Origin of the sequence: Achromobacter sp. Marseille-Q4954, assembly GCF_943737025.1 — a bacterium.
GTDB lineage: Bacteria > Pseudomonadota > Gammaproteobacteria > Burkholderiales > Burkholderiaceae_B > Achromobacter > Achromobacter bronchisepticus_A.
Map to the genome: position 1 here is coordinate 1,200,083 of NZ_CALSFQ010000001.1, position 20,250 is coordinate 1,220,332.

18 protein-coding genes and 2 tRNA genes are annotated in these 20,250 nt (G+C 66.0%); 8 read left to right on the forward strand and 12 right to left on the reverse strand.

The window, feature by feature from the left end; translation table 11 throughout:
* Positions 1–117: 117 nt before the first annotated feature.
* The 5 genes from NGK62_RS05550 to NGK62_RS05570 all read left to right on the forward strand — a co-directional run bounded on the left by NGK62_RS05550 (position 118) and on the right by NGK62_RS05570 (position 4,853).
* Positions 118–191 (forward strand) — tRNA-Cys (locus tag NGK62_RS05550).
* 78 nt (positions 192–269) lie between these two features.
* Positions 270–503 (forward strand): hypothetical protein, encoded by a 234-nt coding sequence (locus NGK62_RS05555; RefSeq protein ID WP_251877691.1) that lies wholly within the window; start codon positions 270–272, stop codon positions 501–503.
* Positions 504–587: 84 nt separating this feature from the next.
* Complete coding sequence (locus NGK62_RS05560; RefSeq protein ID WP_251877693.1) at positions 588–2,045, forward strand: catalase; 1,458 nt, start codon at positions 588–590, stop codon at positions 2,043–2,045.
* Between the two features lie 113 nt (positions 2,046–2,158).
* Positions 2,159–3,790 (forward strand): thiamine pyrophosphate-binding protein, encoded by a 1,632-nt coding sequence (locus NGK62_RS05565; protein ID WP_251877695.1) that lies wholly within the window; start codon positions 2,159–2,161, stop codon positions 3,788–3,790.
* Between the two features lie 61 nt (positions 3,791–3,851).
* On the forward strand, positions 3,852–4,853 hold the full coding sequence (locus NGK62_RS05570; protein WP_251877697.1) for a Bug family tripartite tricarboxylate transporter substrate binding protein: 1,002 nt from the start codon (positions 3,852–3,854) through the stop codon (positions 4,851–4,853).
* Here NGK62_RS05570 and NGK62_RS05575 read toward each other — a convergent pair.
* Positions 4,850–5,815 carry a LysR family transcriptional regulator gene (locus NGK62_RS05575; protein WP_059373842.1) on the reverse strand — a complete coding sequence of 322 codons (966 nt, stop codon included), beginning with the start codon at positions 5,813–5,815 and terminating at the stop codon, positions 4,850–4,852. The genes NGK62_RS05570 and NGK62_RS05575 overlap by 4 nt on opposite strands.
* 119 nt (positions 5,816–5,934) lie before the next feature.
* Here NGK62_RS05575 and NGK62_RS05580 point away from each other — a divergent pair, with 119 nt between their 5' ends.
* Positions 5,935–7,464, forward strand: a complete 1,530-nt coding sequence (locus tag NGK62_RS05580; RefSeq protein WP_118932873.1) for a CoA-acylating methylmalonate-semialdehyde dehydrogenase — start codon at positions 5,935–5,937, stop codon at positions 7,462–7,464.
* A gap of 12 nt (positions 7,465–7,476) precedes the next feature.
* Here the strand turns inward: NGK62_RS05580 and NGK62_RS05585 are convergent, their stop codons facing one another.
* The 10 genes from NGK62_RS05585 to NGK62_RS05630 form a co-directional block, all read right to left on the reverse strand.
* The gene (locus NGK62_RS05585) at positions 7,477–8,229 is read right to left on the reverse strand and encodes a sulfite exporter TauE/SafE family protein (RefSeq protein ID WP_353506915.1); all 753 of its coding nucleotides are present in this window, start codon (positions 8,227–8,229) and stop codon (positions 7,477–7,479) included.
* A gap of 6 nt (positions 8,230–8,235) precedes the next feature.
* A complete protein-coding gene (locus tag NGK62_RS05590; protein WP_059373768.1) occupies positions 8,236–9,237 on the reverse strand; it encodes a Bug family tripartite tricarboxylate transporter substrate binding protein in 1,002 nt (333 codons plus the stop codon).
* A gap of 170 nt (positions 9,238–9,407) precedes the next feature.
* Positions 9,408–10,280, reverse strand: coding sequence for a LysR family transcriptional regulator (locus tag NGK62_RS05595; RefSeq protein ID WP_251877699.1), 873 nt, complete (start codon positions 10,278–10,280; stop codon positions 9,408–9,410).
* 53 nt (positions 10,281–10,333) lie between these two features.
* Positions 10,334–11,167, reverse strand: a complete 834-nt coding sequence (locus NGK62_RS05600) for an amidohydrolase family protein (protein ID WP_251877701.1) — start codon at positions 11,165–11,167, stop codon at positions 10,334–10,336.
* Positions 11,168–11,216: 49 nt separating this feature from the next.
* Positions 11,217–11,897 carry a fumarate hydratase C-terminal domain-containing protein gene (locus NGK62_RS05605; protein ID WP_118932875.1) on the reverse strand — a complete coding sequence of 227 codons (681 nt, stop codon included), beginning with the start codon at positions 11,895–11,897 and terminating at the stop codon, positions 11,217–11,219.
* Positions 11,891–12,826, reverse strand: coding sequence for a fumarate hydratase (locus NGK62_RS05610; protein ID WP_059373764.1), 936 nt, complete (start codon positions 12,824–12,826; stop codon positions 11,891–11,893). The genes NGK62_RS05605 and NGK62_RS05610 overlap by 7 nt, the downstream gene beginning before the upstream one ends.
* A gap of 12 nt (positions 12,827–12,838) precedes the next feature.
* Positions 12,839–14,578, reverse strand: coding sequence for an L-aspartate oxidase (locus tag NGK62_RS05615; RefSeq protein ID WP_118932876.1), 1,740 nt, complete (start codon positions 14,576–14,578; stop codon positions 12,839–12,841).
* Between the two features lies 1 nt (position 14,579).
* Entirely contained in the window at positions 14,580–14,924 is a 345-nt protein-coding gene (locus tag NGK62_RS05620) for a succinate dehydrogenase/fumarate reductase transmembrane subunit (protein WP_251877703.1), read from the reverse strand.
* The gene (locus NGK62_RS05625) at positions 14,921–15,256 is read right to left on the reverse strand and encodes a succinate dehydrogenase (protein ID WP_059373761.1); all 336 of its coding nucleotides are present in this window, start codon (positions 15,254–15,256) and stop codon (positions 14,921–14,923) included. The genes NGK62_RS05620 and NGK62_RS05625 overlap by 4 nt, the downstream gene beginning before the upstream one ends.
* 1 nt (position 15,257) lies before the next feature.
* On the reverse strand, positions 15,258–15,992 hold the full coding sequence (locus tag NGK62_RS05630; protein ID WP_059373760.1) for a succinate dehydrogenase/fumarate reductase iron-sulfur subunit: 735 nt from the start codon (positions 15,990–15,992) through the stop codon (positions 15,258–15,260).
* 323 nt (positions 15,993–16,315) lie between these two features.
* Here NGK62_RS05630 and NGK62_RS05635 point away from each other — a divergent pair.
* Positions 16,316–16,391 (forward strand) — tRNA-Gly (locus tag NGK62_RS05635).
* A 111-nt stretch (positions 16,392–16,502) separates the two neighbouring features.
* Positions 16,503–17,117 (forward strand): hypothetical protein, encoded by a 615-nt coding sequence (locus NGK62_RS05640; RefSeq protein WP_251877705.1) that lies wholly within the window; start codon positions 16,503–16,505, stop codon positions 17,115–17,117.
* Between the two features lie 172 nt (positions 17,118–17,289).
* Here NGK62_RS05640 and NGK62_RS05645 read toward each other — a convergent pair whose 3' ends face one another.
* Entirely contained in the window at positions 17,290–20,187 is a 2,898-nt protein-coding gene (locus tag NGK62_RS05645; protein WP_251877707.1) for an autotransporter family protein, read from the reverse strand.
* Between the last annotated feature and the right edge of the window lie 63 nt (positions 20,188–20,250).

Consider the following 20,250-nt stretch of genomic DNA (forward strand, 5'->3'; position numbering starts at 1 on the left):
CACGCCCCTTGGCCTGCGCCATTCATCCTGGACGCCAGGACAATTTTCGTGGATTCGAGGAAGTCCACGCCCTGCCCGGCTTGCGTACCATTCATTACGTCCTAGGACAAAGAAAGCGGCGCGGTGGCAGAGTGGTCATGCGGCAGATTGCAAATCTCCTGAGGTTGGTTCGATTCCAGCCCGCGCCTCCAAGACCAGCCTGGCATGTCGGCCCATAGGGTACGGGTGCCGGGACGCAGCCGCCCTGGCGGCACGCCAAGGAGATCGCCTTGATTCAAGTCACCCTGTTCCACGACGGCTGCAATCTCTGCCTGGGCATAGACCGCAGCATGGCCGCCGCCTTCGCGACGCCGCTGCACCGCTACGAATCATTCGACCTCGCGCGGCAGCCCGAGTCCGCCGTCCAGGCCAAGGCGCTCGGCATCACCCGCCTGCCGTCCCTCGTCATCGATGGCCGCGTGCTGCGCCTGGAGGATCACTCCCCCATCGAGCACTACGCCTGACCCCCGCGTGGCCGGATCCGGGCCCGCTGCGACGCACCCGCTCTTGAAGGCCGCTGCCCCGTTGAATCATGCAAGGAGCCCATCATGAGCAAACTCACCACCGCATTCGGCGCCCCCGTTCCGGACGACGACAACACCATGACCGCCGGCCGGCGCGGACCGGCGCTGTTGCAGGACGTCTGGTTCCTGGAAAAGATGGCTCACTTCGACCGCGAAGTAATCCCCGAGCGGCGCATGCACGCCAAGGGCGCCGGCGCCTTCGGCACGTTCACCGTCACCCATGACATCACGCGCTACACCAAGGCCAGGATCTTCAGCCAGGTAGGCAAGCGGACCGAGATGTTCGCCCGCTTCTCCACCGTGGCGGGCGAACGCGGCGCAGCCGACGCCGAACGCGACATCCGCGGCTTCGCGCTCAAGTTCTATACCGAGGAAGGCAACTGGGACCTGGTCGGCAACAACACGCCGGTCTTCTTCGTGCGCGACCCGCTGAAGTTCTCCGACTTGAACCGGGCCGTCAAGCGCGATCCCCGCACCGGCATGCGCAGCCCGCAGAACAACTGGGACTACTGGACCCTGCTGCCCGAGACCCTGCATCAGGTGACGCTCATCATGGGCGACCGCGGCATTCCGAAGAGTTACCGCCACATGCATGGCTTCGGCAGCCATACCTATAGCTTCATCAACGCCGCCCGCGAGCGGTTCTGGGTCAAGTTCACCTTCAAGACCCAGCAGGGCATCCAGAACCTGACGGACGCCGAGGCCGGTCAGGTCATCGCCGCAGACCGCGAGAGCAACCAGCGCGACCTGTACGAAGCGATCGAACGCGGCGAGTTCCCGCTCTGGACCCTGTACGTGCAGATCATGCCCGAGGCCGAGGCCCATACCTACCCGCTCAATCCCTTCGATCTGACCAAGGTCTGGCCGCACCGGGATTATCCGTTGATCGAGGTCGGTGTCCTGGAGCTCAATCGAAACCCAGAGAATTTCTTCGCCGAGGTCGAGCAGGCCGCCTTCAGCCCCGCGGTAATCGTGCCCGGCATCGGCTTCTCGCCCGACAAGATGCTGCAGGGCCGCCTGTTCTCGTATGGGGACACGCAGCGCTATCGCCTGGGCGTGAACTATCCGCAGATACCGGTGAACGCGCCGCGCTGCCCGTTTCACAGCTATCACCGCGACGGGGCCATGCGCGTGGATGGCAACGGCGGCAGCACGCCCGCGTATACGCCCAACAGCCATGGCGCGCTGCAGGCGCAGCCGGACTACTCCGAACCGCCGCTGGACCTTAATGGCGCCGCGGCCCGCTGGGACCACAGGGAAGATGCCGACTACTACTCCCAGCCCGGCAACCTGTTCCGCTTGATGGCGGCAGACGAAAAGCAAAGGCTATTCCAAAACACCGCGCGCGCGATCCGCGGCGCCTCCAGGGAAGTCATCGAGCGCCACATCGCCAACTGCACACGGGCAGACCCGGCCTACGGGCAAGGCGTGCGCGACGCGGTCATGCAGACGGAACAAGACCATCCGCGGGCCGCCCCCTAGCTTCAAAAAACATCAACCAACCCGCCACGGATAGCCGATACACTGAACTCTCCCATAGCCGGTAAAAAACAGGTGCGCGGCGTACAACCGACGCAGCCTCAGCGGAGACACAGGTGCTTGGATCCCAGTTGATTATCCGTACGCTGCATCGCCTGGGCGTCAAGACCATCTTCAGTCTGTCCGGCAATCAGATCATGCCGCTCTACGATGCCTGTATCGACGCAGGCATCCGCATCATCCACGTGCGGCATGAGGCGGCCGCTGTCTTCATGGCGGATGCGTGGTCCCAGATCACCGGCGAACTAGGCGTCGCGATGCTGACCGCAGCGCCGGGCATCACCAATGGCCTGGCGCCGCTCTATTCTGCGGCACAGGCCGAAAGCCCGGTGCTCCTCATTTCCGGCGACTCCCCGGTAGGGGAAGACGGCATGGGCGCGTTCCAGGAACTGGACCAGGTTTCCATCACCCGTTCCTTGACCAAGCTTTCGCTGCGTCCGCGGACCGTGCAGGAACTCTATCCCGCGCTAGACAGCGCGGTCGCGCAAGCGCTTGCTCCCCGGCGCGGTCCAGTCCATCTGGCTCTGCCTTTCGACCTGATGACTGCGGAGACGGGCTTGGCTGAACTGCCCGCCACTACACCCAAGCGTGAGCCCGCCACGATGGACGCAGCCGGCCTGGAACTGCTCGCCGCGTTGGTGAATCCGGCGCAGCGTCCCCTGGTGCTGGCCGGCCCCACCGGCGCACGGCCGCACATGCGCGCAGCTCGCGAAAGGCTGGAAGCAGCGCTAGGCGCGCGCCTCATTCCCATGGAAAGCCCTCGCGGCCTGAAGGACCCTTCCCTGGGATCCCTGGCCGAACTCATTCCGCAAGCGGACCTCATCGTGCTGGCGGGCAAGTGCCTGGACTTCACGCTGGGCTTCGGCGGCGCCGGCGCGCTGGGCAAGACGGCCCGGATCGTGGCGATAGATCCCGACCCCGCGATGCTGGAACGCGCGGCCCGCCTGCTGGGCGACCGCCTGGCCCTGGCCTTGCAGGGCGATCCCTACGCCGTGCTGCCCGCGTTGCGGGCAGCGCCAGCCCCGGCCGAACGCGCCTCGTGGCGCGCGCGGGTGGACGACGCGCTGCGCAACCGGAACACGCTGGGCGCCACGGCTTGCGCCGAGGGTGCGTTGGGGCCGCGCGCGCTGTGTGAGACCGTCCAGACGTTTCTCGCCTCCGCCCCCAACCCGATCCTGGTGTGCGACGGCGGCGAATTCGGCCAGTGGGCGCAGGCTTACTGCCAGGCGCCGGTGCGCATCATCAACGGCATGTCCGGCGCGATCGGCGCGGGCATCTGCTACGCCATCGCCGCCAAGATCGCACAGCCCGACGCCACCGTGGCCGTGCTCATGGGCGATGGCACGGCGGGCTTTCACCTGATGGAGCTGGACACCGCGGCACGCGAACAGGCCGCGATCGTCGCCGTGATCGGCAACGACCTGCGCTGGAACGCGGAACATCTCATCCAGATGCGCACCTACGGCCCGCAAAGGCTGATCGGCTGCCAACTCGCGCCGACCGCGCGCTATCACGAAGTCGCCGCGGCGCTCGGCGGAGCCGGCTACGCCGCGCAGGACCGCGACAGCCTCGCCACCGCGCTGCGCGCGGCGGCGGACAGCGGGCTGCCCGCGTGCATCAACGTATCCCTGGCGGGCGAACCCGCTCCGGTTTTCAGCGCATCAATGCAGTCCGCAACCGGTCATTGACCTCGAAGCATCGAGCCCAGCTGCAGTCCGGTTTCGTCCCTTAGCACGACAGGAGACCCTCATGATGAGACCTACCGGCCTCTGGCCGGGCGCGTTCGCTCGCGCCGCGATTTGCATGCTTGCCACGCTTCCGGGCCTGGCGACCGCCCAATCCTATCCCGCCAAACCCGTCCAGCTCATCGTGCCGTTCAGCGCGGGCGGCGACGCCGACATGGCGGCCCGCAACTTGGCTGCCGCCGCGCAAGGCTTGCTTGGCCAGCCGCTGGTCGTGGTCAATAAGGCCGGGGCGAATGGCGCGATCGGCTCGGCCGCCGTGAAGAACGCCGCGCCCGACGGCTACACCTTGCTGGTCGGCCGGATCGGCTCCCAGGTCCTGCTGCCCGCGCTGCAACCCAAGACCACGCCTTACACCGCAAAGGACTTCACGTACATCGGACTGCTGGAGTTGAACCCCGTGGTCTGCGTGGTGCATCCGGACAGCCCCTACAAAACGATGGGCGATCTGGCGCAGGCCTTGAAGGACCGCCCCGGCAAGCTCAACTACAGCCATTCCGGTCCGGCCACGGTGCAGAACCTTGCACCGCAGCTGTTGCTCAGCAGCCTCGGCCTGAAGCCCGAGGCCGTGGTCAACGTCCCCTACAAGGGCGGCAACGAGGTCGCGCTGGCGGTGCTCAGCAAGGACGCGGACTTCGCCTGCAACAACCTGAGTTCGATGACGGGCATACTCGCCAGCGGCAAGCTGCGCGCCCTGCTGACGACCACGCCCGAACGCCTGGCGCAGTTCCCCGACATACCCACCGCGCGCGAGCTTGGGCTGCCCCAACTTGAGGCGGTCATAGGCTGGAGCGGGCTGTTCGGGCCGCCCGGCATGAGTCGCGAAGCCGTGGACAAATGGGCCGCCGTGCTCAAGCAGATCTCGCAGGATCCGAAGTGGATCGCGGGCAACGCCAACTTCGGCGGCATCCCTCACGTCCTGCCCCCCGCGGAGACGGAAAAATACGTCAGCCAGGGGGCCGCGATCTACGCCGACCTTGTGGCCAAGGCCGGACTGCAGGTCAACTAGCCAGCCCCACCCCCCGTTCCTGGCGGCCCGCCGAGTCCGGCGGACGCCGGGATCGCCTCGCGCAGATAGCCGACGAATGAGGATACGGTCAGCGGCACGCGCGGCGTGTAGGGCCTGACTGCGTACAGCCGTTCCGCATATTCGCCCACCACGCGCCACCCGCGCAGGACCTCGACCAGCTCTCCGCTGCGCAGGGCCTGGTTGGCGCTGAAATCCGGCACCAGCGCGATCCCCAGGGATCCGACAGCCACCTCCCGCAGCACTTCGCTGTTGTTCGCGGTGAAGCTGCCGCGCACCGGAACCGCCACGCGCTTGTCTCCGTCACGCGACTCGAACGACCAGGTCGCGCTGCCGCTGCGCCGCAGGTAGTGCAGGCAATTGTGGGCGGCCAGATCCATCGGCGTCTTGGGCGTGCCATGCTGTGCCAGATACTCCGGGGCCGCAACCAGCACGGAGCGCGTCTCGCAGATGACCGAGGCGACGTGAGTGTCCGGCACGCCGGCCACATGCCGGATGGCCAGGTCGAAGCCTTCGGTAGCCAGGGACGCCAGATGGTCGCTGAGTTCGAGCTGGATCCGCACATCGGGAAAATTCTTCAGGAACCCGGGTATCAGCGGCGCAATGACCTGGCGTCCCAGGGCCACGGGCGCGGTCACCGACAGCACGCCGCGCGGCCCCTCGGACAGGTCCCGCACGGCCGAGAAGCCCTCTTCGATGCGCAGAAAGGCCGCCGCGGTCTGGTCGACCAGGCTCTGCCCCGCCTCCGTCAGGCCGACGCTGCGGGTAGTGCGGCGCACGAGAGGGACGCCAGCCGCCTGCTCCAGTTCCACGATGCGCTGGCTCACCGACGCCTTGCTGATCTGCAGGCGGCGCGCGGCCGCCGTATAGCTGCCGGTATCGGCCAGCACGCCAAGGCAGTGGATATGCGACCACAGATCTTCCAGACGCCTGGTTTTCGTCATGCCCTGCTCCATTGTTCGAAACATCAAACACTGATTCCAGCCCTCTGATCTCGACGGCCGGGCGGCAATGCGCGACATTGCCAGCTCCAGAACACCATGCATGAGCCCAGGAGCCAGCCATGACCGCAAGCAATGCCAGCGCCCAATCCCGCGATGCCGGACACTATATCGGCGGCAGCCTCGTCGACGGGACAGGCAGCCGCCAGCCCGTCTACAACCCGGCCACGGGCGTTGTCGCCAGGCAGGTGGCCCTGGCCACGCCCGACGAGGTGAACCGCGCCGTGGCCAGCGCCAGGGCGGCGTTTCCGCAATGGGCGGACACCCCTCCCATCCGCCGCGCACGCGTGCTGTTCAGGTTTCTTGAACTGATGAACAAGCATCGCGACGAACTTGCGCACTTGATCACTGCCGAGCATGGCAAGGTTTTCAGCGATGCGCAAGGCGAAGTCACGCGCGGCATCGACATCGTCGAGTTCGCCTGCGGCGTCCCCCAGCTGCTGAAGGGCGCCCATACCGAGCAGGTATCCACCGGCATCGACAACTGGACGCTGCGCCAGCCCTTGGGTGTGGTGGCGGGGATCACGCCGTTCAACTTCCCGGTGATGGTGCCCATGTGGATGTTCCCGGTGGCGATCGCGGCGGGCAACACCTTCGTGCTCAAGCCCAGCCCCACCGACCCCAGCGCGTCGCTGCGCATCGCCGAACTGCTGCGCGAAGCCGGCCTGCCCGATGGCGTGTTCAACGTGGTGCAGGGCGACAAGGTGGCGGTGGATGCGCTGCTGGAACACCCGGACGTGAAGGCCATCAGCTTCGTCGGCTCCACGCCCATCGCCAACTACATCTACGAGACCGGTGCGCGCCATGGCAAGCGCGTGCAGGCCCTGGGCGGCGCCAAGAACCACATGGTCGTGATGCCGGACGCCGACATCGACCAGGCGGTCGACGCCCTGATCGGCGCCGGCTACGGTTCGGCCGGCGAGCGCTGCATGGCGATCAGCGTGGCGGTGCTGGTGGGCGACGTGGCCGACCGGCTGCTGCCCAGGCTGATCGAACGCACCAAGACGCTGAAGGTGCTGGACGGCGAGAATCCCGCGGCCGAGATGGGTCCCATCGTGACCCGCGCCGCGCATGAGCGCATCAGCGGCTACATCGATCTCGGCGTGCAGGAAGGCGCGCAACTGCTGGTGGACGGCCGCGGCTTCCAAGGCTCGCAGGCGGGCGCGGGCTGCGGCGACGGCTTCTGGATGGGCGGCACGCTGTTCGACCACGTCACGCCGGACATGCGCATCTACAAGGAAGAGATCTTCGGCCCGGTGCTGGGCTGCGTGCGGGTCAAGGACCTGAAAGAGGCGGTGGATCTCATCAATGCCCATGAATTCGGCAACGGCGTGGCCTGCTTTACCCGCGACGGCAACGTGGCGCGCGAGTTCGGCCGCCGCATCGAGGTGGGCATGGTGGGCATCAACGTGCCCATCCCTGTGCCCATGGCCTGGCATGGCTTCGGCGGCTGGAAGCGCAGCCTGTTCGGCGACATGCACGCCTATGGCGAAGAAGGCGTGCGCTTCTACACGCGTCAGAAGTCGATCATGCAGCGCTGGCCCGAAAGCATCGGCAAGGGCGCCGAGTTCGCCATGCCGACGGCCAAGTAACGGCAGTCCGTCTCACGCAGGCGAGACCCATCCGCGATAGATGGCGCCCGCGCCCGCTATCGCGAGCAGCACGAAGATGGCCCGCTTCAGCAGTTCCGGGGACACCCGGACCCTGAGGCGGGATCCGCCGTACAGGCCGATCAGCGCCACGGGCAGCAGCACGGCGGCTGCGGACAGGATTTCCGGCTGCGCATACAGTCCGGCGGCGCCGAAGGCCGCCGCCCGGATCAGGCCGCTGGCCAGGATGACCACCGAGATCGTGGCGCGGAACTGGTCCAGCGCATCCAGCCGGCGCGACAGATAGATGGTGTAGATCGGCCCGCCGGTGCCGAACAGCGCGCTGAAGATGCCGCCGAACACGCCGAACGGCAAGGCCCAGAAGGTGTTCAGCGGCGCCGACGGCTTGGCCCGCGCGCCTCGCAGCCCCTTGATGCACACGGCCAGCACGAAGCTGCCCAGCAGGATCAGGGGCCAGCGGGCGCCGGCGTTGTGCAGCAGCGTCACACCCAGTCCTATCCCCAGCAGCAACCAGGGAAACAGGCGCTTGAGTTCGACCAGGGAAACGCGCCGCCAATTGCTGCCACCCACCAGGGCGGTACAAGCCAGGTCGAACAGCACCACCAGCGGAACCGCGAACTGCAAGGGCATGAACTGAACCAGCAGCGGCACAGCCACCATGGCCGCGCCGAACCCCGTCATCCCGAAGACGACATAGGCGGCAAGGACGACGGGCGCGGCGTAGGCGAGCGTATCGGACGGCATCATGGGGAATCAGCTCGCGGTGATCTTCTTCTTTTCCACCAGCGCCTTCCACTTGGCGGACTCCCGGGCGATCTCCTCCTTGAGCGCGGCGGCAGGCACGATGGTCGCCGACATCCCCTGGTCAGCCAGATAGCGCTGCATGTTGGGCTGCGCGACCGCCGCCTTGGCATCGGCCAGCAGCCGGTCGACCGAGGCCTGGGGCGTGCCCGCCGGCGCCAGCAAGGCGAACCAGCCCGTGAACTCGAACCCCGGCACGCCGTCCTCGGCCGTGGTCGGCACGTCCGGCAGCAACGCCGAACGTTCCTTCCCCGTCACGGACAGCGCCCGCAGGCGTCCTCCCTTGAGCAGCGGCACGATGGCGTTGATATTGCCCACGGCGACCTCGATCACGCCCGCCATGAGGTCGGTGTAGGCCGGGCCCTCGCCCTTGTACGGGACGTGCATGAGTTCGATCCCCGCCGCGTCGCTGAAGGCTTCGCCCGCCATGTGCGTCTGGCTGCCCACGCCCGCCGACGAGAAGCTGAGCTTGCCCGGCCTGGCGCGCGCGTACTCGATCAGTTCGCGCGTGTTCTTGACCGGCAGGTTGGCATTGACGGTGATGACCATGGGCCCGTTGGCCACCTTGCCGATGGGACTGAAATCCGTCAGCGAATAAGGCAGCTTGCTGTAGATGAACTGGTTGACCGTGAACATGCTGCCCGACGCGAGCAACAGCGTATAGCCGTCCGCCGGCGCGCTGGCGACGGCCTGCGCGCCCACGCTGCCGCCAGCGCCCGCGCGGTTCTCGACGATTACGCTCTGCTTCAGGCCCTTGCCCAATTCGGCCGCCAAGGCGCGGCCCAGCAGGTCGGTGGCCCCGCCCGCCGAAAACGGGACGATCATGCGTATGGCCTTGTCCGCCGGCCAATCGGCCCGCGCCGGCAAGGCGATAAACGGCGTAAGCGCGAGGCCACAGCCCAGCGTCTTGACGATGCGGCGGCGTACATCATTGGGTCGGATTTCGTTCTTCATGGATTTGTCTCCTTCAGTTCGCGGGACGGCGAAGCCCGCCGGCTCGCGGCCGGCTGACGATTCGCCAGGCAGCAACTGACCCTCGGGCCGATGGCTCGATTTTTTGGGGCGTTGCGGTTTTTTTCTGCGGACTACTAGGCTGCTGAACTACAGAACTACCGGACTAAGAACTACTGGCCGGCACAGACTGACTTCAATGCATCGAGCAACAACTGCGTAAGATGGGCCCGCGGGTTCTCTTTCGGCGCCAGGATGCCCAGGCGGCGCGTGACGGTGGGCGAGCCGAACGGAATGACGCGGATACCCGGCGGAAACTCGTTCCTGCCGCGGCAGGCCGGCACCACCGATGCGCCCAGGCCATTGGCCACCATGGCGATCACGCCTTCCAGGTTGTCGATCTCCATGGTCGAACGCACGGTGATGCGCCTGCGCACCATCTCTTCCTGCACCAGATGTCCCACGCGCGCCGAACGATTGAAGCGGACATAAGGATTCTGCTCCAGGATCTCCTGATCGCTGGCGCCCTTGACCGAGCGGTGGGCGATGACAACCAGTTGCTCCTCGACGAACGGCAGGAAATCCAGGCCCGAGCGCGGCGCGTCGGGCTCGGTCACGATCGCCACGTCCAGCTGGCGGTGATAAATGGCGCGCTCCAGGTCGTGCGTGAGCCCCGTGGTGACGTGGACCTCCAGGCCGTGGCCCTGCTTCTGCAGGTGCCGCAGCGCAAGCGGCAGCACGCCGGACACGCAGGTGTGGACGCTGCCGAGCCTGAGCAGTCCCGACGAGGTGCCTTTCTTCAGGGCGGCGTTCATGCTTTCCCAATGCGCGATCAGGTCGCGCGCCCGGTGCACCAGCGCCAACCCCGTGTCCGTGAGTATCGGCGGACGCCGGCTGCGGTCGAAGATCGTGATGCCCAGTTCGTCCTCGAGCGCGCGGACCTGCATGCTCACCGCCGACAGCGACAGGCCGATGGTATTGCCAGCCTCGGCGAAACTGCCGTGGTCTGCAATCGCGATCAGCGTGTAGAGCGTCCGGATGTCCATGCAAGAAGGTTCCTGGTGAAGAGCGGCGTTGCGGAAAAGAGGAGTATGCCGCGCTAGAGGCCGAGCAGCCGCCGCGCGTTCCCTCCCATGACTTTCCCTAGATTATCTTGCCGGATCGGCAAGGTCTCGAACCACTCTTTGTACCCTTGCACCGGGCAGAACGGGAATGAGCTGGCGTAAAGCATCCTGTCCGAGAGAAAGCCGTCGGCCGCCTTCACGTAATCCTCCCAGCCCGGCATGCGGGAGAAGTACATATCGGGCGACAGCCACAGGTTCTGGCGCCGAAAGGCCAGGTGCAGGATCTCGTTGACCCAGGGCCAGCCGCCATGGGCGACCACCACGTTCAGGCCGGGAAAGTCCGCCAGCACCCGGTCGGTCCGTATCGGGTCCGAATAGCTCAAGTCCGGCCCCGCAGTGCCTCCCACCATCATGATCACCGGCACGCCCAGGTCCTCGCAGTGGCCGTAGATCGGATAGAGGCGCCTGTCGTCGGCGTACATGGGAACCGGGTAGGAGCCAGGCTCGATGTTGATCAGCTTGAAACCGTCCCCGACTGCCTGGCTGATGGTCTGGCACGCGCGGCGCCGGTCGGTGGGGTCGATGGAGGCGGCGCCGATGAATCGGCCCGGATGCTCGGCGACGATGCCTCGCACGTCCTCGTTGGATACGCTGCCCAGCACGCCGGCCAGGCGGCCCACGACCACGCCGCGGTCTATCCGCGCGGCGTCCATTTCTTTCAGCAGCAGCGCCATCGATTGCTGCTGCGCCGCGGCCGAGGGCTCGAAACCCACCGTCCGCGTAAAGCCGTCGCGGCGTTCTCCCGCCGAGTACATCAGCGTGTCCAGGAAGCCGCCTACCGGCGGCCGCAGCCTAAAGTCGATGATCATCGCAGTATCTCTGTCAGGTATGAGGTTGCCGCAAGCCGTGCCGCCGCGCCTACATCACTTCGTCCTTGCGGTCGTCCGTCTCGCCGTAGCGATGCAAAGCGGGCGGCTTCAGCCCGGCATAGAGCTTCTCGATGCCCGCGTTGATGGCCTCGGCGTGCTGGGCGAAGAGCGAATTGCCTTCCAGGTCGCTCTCGACGATGAAAGGCCCGAAATTCTCGACCTCGAACAGCCACATGGCCTGGGCAATGCCCAGTTCGTCCAGCCAGTGCACTTCGCGCACACGCTTGATGCCCCGCCCCAGCAAGGCGCCCGTGCCGTAGCCCACGGTGGTCAGGTAGATCGCGCCGCCGGGCGCCAGCACCTGCTTGTAGTCGTCCGCGGGCATGCCGCCCTTGCCGATCAGGATGCGGCAGCCGGTCTCATCCAGCCAGCGCGGTATCCACTTGGAGAATCGGAACGAGGCGGTGGCGGTGACGGCGCCCACGTTGTAGCCGCCGCGGCCGTCTGGCGCGGCCGCCGGCGAGCAATGGAAGTTGACGTTGCTGATGGCGCGCAAGTCCACGGGCAGCGGCAAGCCCTGGTCCAGCACCTTTTTGTACACACCCTCGCGGGCCGTATAGACCACGCCGTTCAAGTACACGGCCGAGCCGAGTTCGAGCCTGGCGATGTCTTCGCGCCTGGCGGGCAGGTCCAGATGAAAGACTTTGATGTCGTCGTCGTTGCTTACCATTCGACCGTCTCCCGGCGCATGTAGGGCGTGAACCACTGGGGATCGGTGCGGTACTCGATCTCCCCGTTGGCATGGATCCGCGCGGTGGCGCGGCGCGAAGACAGGCAAAAGGTGTGCAGGCTGATGGGCATGCCACCGGTGTGGGTGTAGCCGCACTCGATATGGCAGTCCACCACCATGCCGGAACCAACGAAACCCATGGCGCCCATGCCGATGGAATTTCCCAGCCGCATCAGCTCCAGTTCCAATTCCGCCACCTTGGGGTCCGGATTGCGGTCCCCTACCGTGCGCAGACAGGCGGCCTGCTTGCCCAGCTGCATGCAGGTGTCCTTGGAGCCGCCCAGTCCGATGCCGACGATGGCCGGCTGACAGGCCAGCCCGCGCTTGCCGAAGGCGATCAGCGTGTCCAGCACGAAGCGCTTGATGCCGTCTATGCCGTCTCCGGGAAACAGCATGCGGTAGTCGGTGCCGAACAGCCCGCCCTTGTGCACGGTGGTGATGTCTATCCAGTCGCTGTCCGGCTCGAACGACCATTCGATCTCGGGCGCGTTGATGCCGACGTTGTTGTTGTGATCGGTGCGCCAGAGCGGATGCACGCGGTTGGGCCGCAGCGGCACGCTGACCGTGGCCTCGGCCGTGGCGTGGCGCAGCGCGCGTTCCACGGCGACGAAGCCGCTGTCGACCGAGGCGTGGTTGCCCACCTTGACGTAGTAGCGCGGCAGGCCGGTGTCGGCGCACATCGGACGCCGGTCCTGGTCGGCCGCTTCCCAGTTGTCCATCATGGCGTGGATGACGAAACGCGGCAGCTTGCCGGTTTCCTTCTTCTGCAGTTCCTGGATGCCGCGCTTGTAGTCGGCCGGGATTTCGATGGCCGCGCGGCGCATGATCTCCAGCGCCGCCTCTTCAACTTTCTGGACAGGGATGCTCATGATTGGGATGCCTCAGCTCTGGGGGATGCCCGCCTCGCCCTCGATGAGCGATTCGCCGGGTTTTACGATGTCGAAGGAAACCGGAACCATCTCCAGCGCCACCTCGCCGTCCTGCGCGCTCACGCGCGTGTAGCAGCTGGTGTGCAGGTCGCCGGCCTCGGGGAAATCCTCGCGGTAGTGCGCGCCGCGGCTGTTCTCGCGCGCCAGCGCCGAGACCGTGATGACCTTGGAAATGTCGACCAGGCTCTCCAGGTTGAGCCAGTCATGCCAGGTCAGGTTGTAGCGGCGGTCGCCGTCCGCCACGCCGATGTCGCGCAAGGCGGCGCGGTGGCCGGCAATGGCATCCAGGCCATGCGCCATGGCCTCTTGGCGGCGCAACACGCCTACGTCGTCCCACATGGTTTGCGAGAGCGCGTCGCGCAGCTCGTGGATGCGGCCCGCGGGCCGGGAAAACGGGAACTCGGCGCGTTCGATGCCGCGCTCGATGACGCGCTGGTCGGGGTCGCGCCACTGGCCGGACTTCGCGACGTAGGCTGCCATCGCATCGCCCGCGATGCCGCCGAACACCGTGGAATTGGCGACGCCGTTGCCGCCCAGGCGGTTGGCGCCATGCACGCCGCCGCAGTCCTCCCCGGCCGCATACAAGCCCGGCGACGCGGTCGAACCGTCCACATTGAATTCGACCCCGCCCATCAGGTAGTGGGCCGTCGGCACCACTTCCACCTTGCCGCCTGCCAGGTCGAAGCCGCAATCCTTGCACCGATTGACCATGCCGGGAAAGGTCTTGGCCACCTTGTCCGGGCCCAGATGGCTCATCTGGATGTAGACCCCGCCCATCGGCCCCGTGCGTCCCGCACGCATCTCGGCGTAGATGCCGCGGCTGACCACATCGCGCGTCGCCCGTTCGCCGCGCTTGTCGTAATTGGCCATGAAACGCTCGCCGTCGCCGTTGAGCAGATAGCCGCCCGCTCCGCGCAGCCCTTCCTCCAGCACCGTTCCGGTCATGCGCGTATCCGGCCCGCCGAGCAGGCCCGTGGGGTGAAACTGCACCATCTCCATGTCCCGCAGCTTCAAGCCATAGCGCAGCGCCATGGCCAGGCCGTCGCAGGTCTTGTCGCCCGAAGGCGTGTGGTAGCGGTACATGGTCGGGCCCGCCCCCGTTGCCAACAGCACGGCCTTGGCCTGAATAAAGCGGTACGCGCCTGTCCGCATATCGATGAACAACACGCCCGAGATGCCCGAGCCGTCGGCGGCGGGAATCAGTTCGATGGCGCGGTGCTCTTCCAGCTCGTCGACGTCCAGCGCCCGCACCTGCTCCATGAGCCGGTTGATGATCTCGATACCCGTCAGATCGGCCTTGTGCACGGTGCGGTCGAAGCTCTGGCCGGCAAACGCCTTGGAATGCAAGGTGCCGTCGGGATTGCGGTCGAAGAAGCAGCCGATCTCGTTTTCTAGTTCGCGCACCCGCTCGACCGCGCCTTCGACCAGCCGCCACGCCAGGTCCTGGCGCGGCAGCCATTTGCCGCCCTCGATGGTGTCCATGAAATGGCGTTCCACCGAGTCGCCCGCGGCCAGCGCGACGTTGTAGCCGCCCTGGACCATGCGGGTACAGCCGCACTTGCCCAGCAGGCCCTTCACCGTCACCGTCACGCGCAACGACGGATTCGCCTTCTTCGCGTGCAGCGCCGCGAACAGGCCGGCGCCGCCGGTGCCCAGCACAAGAATGTCCGTCTTGATGTTCTCGATCCGCATCTCAGATCACTCCCGCGATGAAAACCAGGCCCGTCGCCATGGAGACCACGAAGCCCCAGCCGATCCAGGCGATGCGCGCGTCCCGCGGCGAACTCCAGGGCAGCAGCTCCAGCGCGAGCAGGCGCAGCCCGAAGAACATGTGCAAGGTCAGCAGCAGCACCAGCCCCCACTCGCCGACCTTCATGGCCGGCATGTCGGCAAGCTTCAGGAATCCGTCCAGCCGCGCTTCGTCCAGCGCCATCGCCAGCACATAGAAATGCGCCGGCAGGAACAGGGCCAGCGCCAGGCCGGAGATGCGATGCCCCAGGAAGGCCCAGTACGCCTGATGGTTGCGCGCCGATCTCATGGCATCAGCCCTCCCACCGCCGCGACGGCGCGCACGCCCAGGATGAACAGCCCCAAGCCGAACGCCAGTCCTACCGCGGACGCCGCGCCGCGGCCCAGCCGCAGCCACTCGATCAGAATGTTGCGCACGCCGATCGGCACGTGGACCGCCACGCTCACGACGAACAAGCCGTAGAAAACGATCCAGAACCAGTTGCCCTGGGTGCGCGAGAGAATCTCGCCCGCGGTCAGGCCGCCGCGCACGGCATAGATGACCAGGCCCACATGCACCAGGACAAAGGGCGCCATCACCATCGCCGTCAGACGCTGGAGCGCGAAAAGACGAGCTTCCATGTCAGCCCCCCTTGAGCAGGCTGAAGATGGCGCTGCGCTTCAATCCGGCAATGCTGCCGGTGGGGCTGAGGCTTACTGGACAGTGCTTCATGCAACTGCCCTGGGTGTGGCAGGAATTGCAGCCGCTGCCGGAGGTGGCCTTGCGCAGCACGTCCTTGGGGTCGGCGTGGCGTTCGTCATTGAACAGCGTCCACGCGCGGTTCAGGGCGGCCGGGCCAAGATAGTCCTTGTCCCAGGACACCACGTCACAGGCTGCATAGCACACGCCGCAGTTGATGCATTCGATGGCCGCGTCTGCCTGCTTGCGCTTCTTGCTTTGCGGCGACACCAGCGCCGGCGGATCGTTGCGCGTGGCCGTGCCGACGAAGGTATTCCCGGCGCGCGCCCACTTCTGGAAGAACTCGCTCATGTCGACGACGAGATCCTTGATCCGCGGCATGTTGCGCATCGGCTCGATCACGATCACGCCGCCTTCCTCGACCCGGCTCACGTGCGTGCGGCAGGTCCAGCGCGGCTTGCCATTGACCGTCATGGCACAGGACCCGCACACGCCGACGCGACAGGCATAGCGGTACGAGAGGCTCGGTTCCTGCGTGCGCTGCACTTCGGTCACCACATCCAGGACCGTCTGGTTCTCCCGCCACGGGACCGAGTAGGTGGAATAGCTTCCGTCTTCGGTTCCCCGAGAGATGCGGACCGTGAGTTGTCGCTGATTCGTGGAGTTCTTCGTATCCATTTTCCGCCCTCGGACGACAGGCTGCGCCCATGAACAGAATTCTGAATCTCGCGTATCGGTGAAGCAATATAGATTTGGTTGATATTTTTTGAAGTTATTTTTTGCCTGCCCAGAGGGGGCGCCGAACGATCCGGCGCCTGCCGCGCCGCCACATCTTCAACGGATGGCGATCACCGGCCGCCTCCAGGCCGCCGCCGGACGGGGATCCGGCCGGGCCGCAGCCCCCCTCAGGCACGTTTTTGAAAATTAGGTATACTTCCGCCTCGCTTGCCGCAACCGCCCCCGGATCGCAACGATCACGGATGGCGCCAGGCAACGAAAATGCGGGAGTAGCTCAGTTGGTAGAGCGCAACCTTGCCAAGGTTGAGGTCGCGAGTTCGAGACTCGTCTCCCGCTCCAAATTTTGATTTCCAGCTTCCTTCACGGAATTCTGAAAATCGTTGAGAAAGGGCCTACGGGCCCTTTTTTCATTGCGGTTTGCGCCGCTTGGAAAATGAGGGAACACGGGCAATGGATACCGCATTGATCCTGCTGGTGCTTGTCGCGGCATGGCAGGTGCTGCGCGTGCGCTACCAGCGCGCCCGCATTGCGCTGCTGGGGCGTCATCTGGGCGGTTTGCAGCTTGAGCGCCACATGGAAACACTGACGCAAGGCTACACACGCGCCATCCGCGAAGACACCGAAACACGCCAGCTACAGGTGCTGGAAACCTTCGCCCAGACCGAACGCGCCGTAGCGGCGCAAGTGCAGTCGCTGGCCGACGCCATGCAAAAGGAAAGTCCACAGGCTACCCGCGTGAGCGCGCTCTCGTTCTGCGTGCCATACATCGAGCGCTTTTTGCCTGCAATGACACGGGATTTTCGTGAACTGCTGCACATCCATGCAGCCGGCTTGCGCCATGTCGTGGACAACGAGAGCCACTGGGACGCAAGAGAACGCGCATACCACCTCTCGGCAGAGTTGTATCTGCTGCAACACAGTTGCCATTGGTTCTGCAAATCCCGCGCCGTGGCCGATGCACGGCTGATGCTGCGGCATCAGGTCGATCACCGGAAAGTCCTGGATTCAGTGTCTGCTGTTACCCGCTCGGCTTATCTGCGATGGCAAGGGGCCGATAAGCACTAGGACCAACTGCGTCTCGTCCGCTCTGGCCCCGCTCAGCGCGCATTCTTAAGCAAGTCATTGAAAAAGGGGCGAATCTTTCGATTCGCCCCTTTTTCATTTGGCCTGGATTCCAACCCGCACAGGCACAACGGGCGCCGCAATCGCGATGCCTGTTGTGCCTTGCCGCGTCCGATCAGAAGCGCACAGCCAGCTTGAGCACGCCCGACTGCTGGCGGTTGCCGCCACCGAACTGCGCGTCGTACGCAATGCCGGCCGTCGTGTTGCGCGTGATCGCCATCTCGGCGCCCAAGCCCAACACTGCGGCGTCGCGCGCGATCGGCACGCCCGTCACCGAGAACGTGCTGCCGCCTTCGAAGGCCAACTGCTGCTTGGGCTTCACATCGCCCATGGCATGGCGCCAGCCCAGCGACGCCGTCAAGCGCCCCGGCGTGCGGTCGGAGCCGAACTCCCAGCCGCCTCGCAGCCCCAGCGTGGTGCTGGTCACGTCATCGGAATTGCTGGACCCGTGCAGGGCCGCCGTGCCGCCCGATTCCTCGAAGCCGCGCGTGCGCAGCTGGTTCCATGCCAGACCGGCAAAGGGTTCGATGGTGTAGGCATCGCCCAGCGGCAGCTTATAGCCGAGTTCGGTGAACACCTGCGTCGACGAGGCGTGGTAGGACGACTCGAGACGCTGGTTCAAGCTGCCGGCCGCCACGTCGCGCTTCGCGTCGATGTCATGCCAGGTGTAGGCTGCGCCGGCCATGAAGCGGATGTGGCCGGGGCCGGCCTGGAAGTTCCGTCCGCCAAACAGGGTCGCCGTATAGCTGTCCACATTGGTGCGCGAAGACGTATCGTCGATCGAGTTGTGGCTGCCGATGTAGCCGACCGCGCCGCCCAGGCGCCAGCCGCCGCCGACCGCGCCATCGCCGCCGACGAAGAGGCCGCCGGACGATTGGCTCAGGCTGGACGCGTCGCCGTCGCCGCCGAACTTGCTCCAGTTACCGAACGCTTGCGCCCACACCGGCGACGCGCCGCTTTGCGGCATGGCGTCGGACGAGGGCGCGCCCAATTGGGCCGTGGGCCGGCCGGCGACCACCGGCGCATCGAGGTTGCCGCGCAGATGGGACAACGGCAGCGTGCGCACGGTGTCGCCCTGGCTCAGCAGCACGCTCGCGGTGCTGGCGTAAGCCTCGCCCGACAGCATCCTCAAGGCCGAACGCGCTTCGTTCGGCGTCATCGCGAGCACGGCCGCCGCCACCTGGCTGGCGCCGGTGTTCTTGCCAGCGGCGATGCCGCTGTCGACCAGGGAGGATCCGCTACCGGTGGACGGCGTTTCATTGCCGGCGGTGGACGAACCGTTGCCATTCGAGGACGAACCGTTGCCCGTCGACGTCGAGCCGTTGCCGTTGCCGTTCGAGGACGAACCATTGCCGGTCGACGTCGAGCCGTTGCCGTTCGAGGACGAACCGTTGCCCGTCGCGGGCGGCTCTTCCTTGTCCAGCGCGCCGCCCACGTTGCTCTCGTTGCCCGAACCGCCGATGCTGCCGATCGGCACATCATTGCGGGTCAGGGTCATGTACGCGTTCTTCGGGTCGTAGCTGAGCGTCGGCGTCAGGAACGCATAGCTGCTCGAAGCGCCGGTGAACTGGCCCTGGATGCCGCCATCCGCCGTCAGGATGTTGTAGGTCGTGCGCGGCGCGTAATTGCCGTCAGGACCCACGTGCGCCACGGTGCCGTCGAGGTAGGCGACGCCGGTGACGTGGATGCGGTCGCTGAGGTTGCTGGCCGGATCGGCATGCACGCGGTAGATGGTGTTCTGGCCAAAGGTCAGGTTGCCGTTGACGGTGAGCGTGCCCATGGGCGTGCCATCATTGCCGGGCGAGATGACCGCGGTGGGATAGAGGTTGGTGGTGCCCACCTGGCCCACGCCTGCCAGCACCACTTCACGGCCGATGTCCATCGGGCCGTTCAGCTTGCCGTCGATTTCCAGGGCGCCGTCAGCGATCAGGATGGGGCCCGTGAGGCCGCTGCTGTCCGCGGTCAGGATGACCGATCCCGGGCCGGTCTTGACGAAGCCCTGCGTGCCCTGCAAGGGGTTGTCGATGGTGTCGACGAATTGGCCCGAAGCATAGGTGCCGTCGCCGACCACGATCGCGGGGGGATTGCCGCCGCTGCCGACCAGGGTGATGGGAGCGCCTTGCAAGCGGTAGCGATCGGTGGCGAACTGGATGCCCGACACGCGCACCGGACCGGCGCTGCCGTCCACGTTCACCGTGCCGGCCGCGCCCGTGAAGATCGCGTAGCCGCCGTCGGGCAGGGCGCCCGTGGCATTGCTCGGACTGTTCCAGTTGGCGCTGGCCGCGCTCCAGGTGCCGTTGCCGCCGCCCGAGCGGGTCGCGGATGCCGCGCCGTTGCCATTCCACAGGTTGGTGGTGCTCGGCCCCAGGATGAGATTGATCTGCTTGTCGCCGGTCAGGTTCTGGATGGTCGCGGCAGGCGCGGAATCGCCCGAGACCGATCCCAGCGTCAGGCCGTTGCCGCTCAGGCTGCCGCCGTAGGACAGGATCCGGTAGTAGCCGGCGTTGACGCCCAGGGTGTTGACCGTGACGTTCAGCGTGGTGTTGTTGATGGCGGCATTGCCGCGCACGGTGATGTTGTCGCCGGTGCCAGGTTGCGTAATGGGCAGCCCCGCGTAGCCGGTCTCGAAATTGAACACCGAGTTGTTCATCGACAGATTGCCGTTGACGACCAGGTTGCCATTGGAGACGCCAGTAGGCGTGCCGACTTCATAGCCTGGCGCCACGCGCGCGCCGGACACATTGAGATCGCCGTTGATCGAGCCAAAGCCCGCGACGGTGCCGTTCGAGTTCGCATTGACGTTGCCGCCCAACGTAACGCCAGAGCCGCCGCCATTGCCGCCGATCACCAGCGTGCCGCCGTTGACATCCACCCCGCCGGGGAAATTGGCCGAGCCGTCGAACACCTGCGTATTGCCCGACGTAACCGTCAGGTCCGCAGCCGCGACGCCACCGCAGTAGGACGCGCTCAGCGCGAGCGTCGCCGTCAGCCATTTCTTCGTGTCGTGTATCAACGTAAATCCTCCATGTTTTGATTAATGAATTTGATATCCAGGGCATTACCGGATCGCTATAAA

What these genes read in the sequence shown, in the direction of transcription:
- NGK62_RS05625 (WP_059373761.1), bottom strand. Translation starts at nt 15,256, where the DNA reads ATGGAAGCTCGTCTTTTCGCGCTCCAGCGTCTGACGGCGATGGTGATG.
- NGK62_RS05570 (WP_251877697.1), top strand. Translation starts at nt 3,852, where the DNA reads ATGATGAGACCTACCGGCCTCTGGCCGGGCGCGTTCGCTCGCGCCGCG.
- NGK62_RS05630 (WP_059373760.1), bottom strand. Translation starts at nt 15,992, where the DNA reads ATGGATACGAAGAACTCCACGAATCAGCGACAACTCACGGTCCGCATC.
- NGK62_RS05595 (WP_251877699.1), bottom strand. Translation starts at nt 10,280, where the DNA reads ATGGACATCCGGACGCTCTACACGCTGATCGCGATTGCAGACCACGGC.
- NGK62_RS05560 (WP_251877693.1), top strand. Translation starts at nt 588, where the DNA reads ATGAGCAAACTCACCACCGCATTCGGCGCCCCCGTTCCGGACGACGAC.
- NGK62_RS05605 (WP_118932875.1), bottom strand. Translation starts at nt 11,897, where the DNA reads ATGGTAAGCAACGACGACGACATCAAAGTCTTTCATCTGGACCTGCCC.
- NGK62_RS05585 (WP_353506915.1), bottom strand. Translation starts at nt 8,229, where the DNA reads ATGATGCCGTCCGATACGCTCGCCTACGCCGCGCCCGTCGTCCTTGCC.
- NGK62_RS05580 (WP_118932873.1), top strand. Translation starts at nt 5,935, where the DNA reads ATGACCGCAAGCAATGCCAGCGCCCAATCCCGCGATGCCGGACACTAT.
- NGK62_RS05610 (WP_059373764.1), bottom strand. Translation starts at nt 12,826, where the DNA reads ATGAGCATCCCTGTCCAGAAAGTTGAAGAGGCGGCGCTGGAGATCATG.
- NGK62_RS05590 (WP_059373768.1), bottom strand. Translation starts at nt 9,237, where the DNA reads ATGAAGAACGAAATCCGACCCAATGATGTACGCCGCCGCATCGTCAAG.
- NGK62_RS05615 (WP_118932876.1), bottom strand. Translation starts at nt 14,578, where the DNA reads ATGCGGATCGAGAACATCAAGACGGACATTCTTGTGCTGGGCACCGGC.
- NGK62_RS05640 (WP_251877705.1), top strand. Translation starts at nt 16,503, where the DNA reads ATGGATACCGCATTGATCCTGCTGGTGCTTGTCGCGGCATGGCAGGTG.
- NGK62_RS05620 (WP_251877703.1), bottom strand. Translation starts at nt 14,924, where the DNA reads ATGAGATCGGCGCGCAACCATCAGGCGTACTGGGCCTTCCTGGGGCAT.
- NGK62_RS05575 (WP_059373842.1), bottom strand. Translation starts at nt 5,815, where the DNA reads ATGACGAAAACCAGGCGTCTGGAAGATCTGTGGTCGCATATCCACTGC.
- NGK62_RS05600 (WP_251877701.1), bottom strand. Translation starts at nt 11,167, where the DNA reads ATGATCATCGACTTTAGGCTGCGGCCGCCGGTAGGCGGCTTCCTGGAC.